Annotated in this window: 4 protein-coding genes and 1 pseudogene; all 5 read left to right on the forward strand. The window is 47.6% G+C overall.

Annotated elements, in window-relative coordinates; translation table 11 throughout:
• Positions 1–226 (forward strand): annotated as a pseudogene (locus tag K5677_RS07820) (hypothetical protein); the annotation flags it as partial.
• 177 nt (positions 227–403) lie between these two features.
• Positions 404–1,282 carry a YicC/YloC family endoribonuclease gene (locus tag K5677_RS07825; RefSeq protein WP_296726525.1) on the forward strand — a complete coding sequence of 293 codons (879 nt, stop codon included), beginning with the start codon at positions 404–406 and terminating at the stop codon, positions 1,280–1,282.
• Between the two features lie 4 nt (positions 1,283–1,286).
• The gene (locus K5677_RS07830) at positions 1,287–1,544 is read left to right on the forward strand and encodes a DUF370 domain-containing protein (protein WP_296726521.1); all 258 of its coding nucleotides are present in this window, start codon (positions 1,287–1,289) and stop codon (positions 1,542–1,544) included.
• Positions 1,537–2,142 (forward strand): guanylate kinase, encoded by a 606-nt coding sequence (gmk, locus tag K5677_RS07835; protein ID WP_296726523.1) that lies wholly within the window; start codon positions 1,537–1,539, stop codon positions 2,140–2,142. Before K5677_RS07830 ends, gmk begins: the two co-directional genes overlap by 8 nt.
• Positions 2,135–2,344 (forward strand): DNA-directed RNA polymerase subunit omega, encoded by a 210-nt coding sequence (gene rpoZ, locus K5677_RS07840; RefSeq protein WP_028516086.1) that lies wholly within the window; start codon positions 2,135–2,137, stop codon positions 2,342–2,344. Before gmk ends, rpoZ begins: the two co-directional genes overlap by 8 nt.
• The last annotated feature ends 17 nt before the right edge of the window (positions 2,345–2,361 follow it).

The following is a 2,361-nucleotide window of genomic DNA, read 5'->3' on the forward strand; positions in this document are numbered from 1 at the left end:
TAACTGCGATAAGGACGTAGATATGTCTGACGTTGTTCTTATCATGCAGAACCTCGCTAACCCGAACAAGTACGGTCTCAACGGCTCTGATGACAAGCACATCACAGCTAAGGGTCTTGCTAATGCTGACGTTGCAGAGCACGGTGACGGTGTAACAGCCGGCGACGCTCTCCGCATTCAGGAGTTCCTCCTCAAGAAGGTTTCAACTCTTGATCCTACTAAGTAATCAGTATATTGATTCATTAAAGCTGCACGGCGTAAGCTGTGCAGCTTTTTTATGTCCGCAGGTGCCGGAATTGGCAATATTTTCAGAAAAATGCTTGCATTTTAACGGGAATAATGTTATAATATTAGAATAGCATATCTATGCGAAAAAATATATAAAAAGAAAGCAGGCGATATGGTGCTTAGAAGTATGACAGGCTACGGAAGAGCGCAGCAGATACTTAACGGACGGGATATTCTCGTGGAGATTCGCTCCGTGAACCATAGATATTTTGAGTATTCGTCAAGAGTTCCAAGAACTTACAGTTATATAGATGAAAAGCTGAAGGCTTTGCTGAAAACCGGTATCTCACGCGGTAAGGTCGAGATAGCGGTAACTATCAACAATATCGAGGGCAAGGATACTGAGATAGCTATAAATAAGGGCGCAGCCCAGGGCTATGTTGACGCTCTCAGAGGCATTGCCGACGAGCTGGGAGTCGAGGACGACATCACACTTTCAAAGCTTATGAAGCTCCCCGATATTTTCAATATACAGAAAACTCCAGACGACGAGGAACAGGTCTGGGAGGACGTTTCCGCAGTAGCCTCTGAGGCCATACAGCGCTTTGTTGAAATGCGTCAGGTGGAGGGCGAACGCCTTAAAGCTGACGTTACAGAAAAGGCTGAGGGTATCCTCAACATGGTAGCAAGGGTTGAGGAGCTTTCACCCAAAACCGTTGAAAACTACAGGAACCGCCTTTATAAGAAGCTCAGCGAGGTACTTGAGGGCAAGGATATAGATGACCAGAGAGTTCTTACGGAAGCCGCTGTTTTCGCCGAGAAGATAGCTGTCGATGAGGAGACTGTCCGCCTGAGAAGCCATATCGCTCAGCTGGAAACTATGCTTGCAGGCGACGAGGCTGTGGGCAGAAAGCTTGACTTCATCGTGCAGGAAATGAACCGCGAGGTAAACACTATCGGCTCAAAGGCTCAGGACCTCAATATCACAAAGGTGGTCGTTGATATGAAGGCTGAGATAGAGAAGATACGCGAGCAGATACAGAATATCGAGTAATACTATGAAGCTGATAAATATAGGTTACGGAAATATGGTGTCGGCAGACAGGATAGTTACTATTGTAAGCCCTGAATCTGCCCCCATAAAGCGTCTCGTTCAGGAGGCGCGCGACGACGGCAGAGCCGTTGACGCAACTTACGGACGCAAAACAAGAGCCGTTATGATAATGGACAGCGGACATATTATCCTGTCCTCGCTTATTACGGATACTCTTGCGGCAAGAATTAACGGCTTAGGAGGTTCGGACGAAGATGAATAAAGGCAGACTTATAGTTTTTTCTGCGCCGTCGGGCTGCGGAAAGGGCACTATGCTGGAGGAGATACTCAAGGATAAGAGCTTTGCAATATCTGTTTCGGCAACTACAAGAGCTCCCCGTGAAGGCGAAAAGGACGGCGTGAATTATCACTTCCTTACCCGTGAGGACTTCGAGCAGAGAATTGCAGACGGCAAGTTCATAGAACACGCCGAGTACTGCCAGAACCTCTACGGCACACTTTCCAGTGAGGTGGACGGCAGACTTGAGCAGGGACTTAATGTTATCCTCGAAATAGAGCCTCAGGGCGCTATGAAGATACGCGAAAAGCGTCCCGATGCGATTTTTATATTCGTTGTTCCGCCGTCAGTGAATGAGCTCCGCCGCCGACTGAAAAAGCGCGGCACCGAGACCGATGAGGTCATCGAGGAGAGAGTTTCAAAGGCAGCATGGGAAATATCTCAGGCTGAAAAGTACGATTACGTTATTGTCAATGACGCCCTTGAGGACGCTGTAAGCGACTTTTTTGCAGTTATCCGCGGAGAACAGCTTAAAGTGGACTACTCGGGAGATATTATAAATGAGGTGTTGAAAAATGCTTAGACCAGCAGTAAACCAGATAATCACAAAGAATGAGAGCTGTTATTCTCTCGTTATCGCAGTTGCAAAGCGCGCAAGACAGATCTCTGAGGAGCTCTACGAAAAGGGCGAGACTCTTGAGGAAAAGCCTGTTAAGACAGCTGTTGAGGAGCTTGCAAGCGGCAAGTGCAAGATAGTGAACACAGCTCCGACTATCAGCGAATAATGCCCCTTACAGCGGAG

This window comes from Ruminococcus sp., assembly GCF_024684275.1.

What these genes read in the sequence shown, in the direction of transcription:
- K5677_RS07830 (WP_296726521.1), top strand. Translation starts at nt 1,287, where the DNA reads ATGAAGCTGATAAATATAGGTTACGGAAATATGGTGTCGGCAGACAGG.
- rpoZ (WP_028516086.1), top strand. Translation starts at nt 2,135, where the DNA reads ATGCTTAGACCAGCAGTAAACCAGATAATCACAAAGAATGAGAGCTGT.
- gmk (WP_296726523.1), top strand. Translation starts at nt 1,537, where the DNA reads ATGAATAAAGGCAGACTTATAGTTTTTTCTGCGCCGTCGGGCTGCGGA.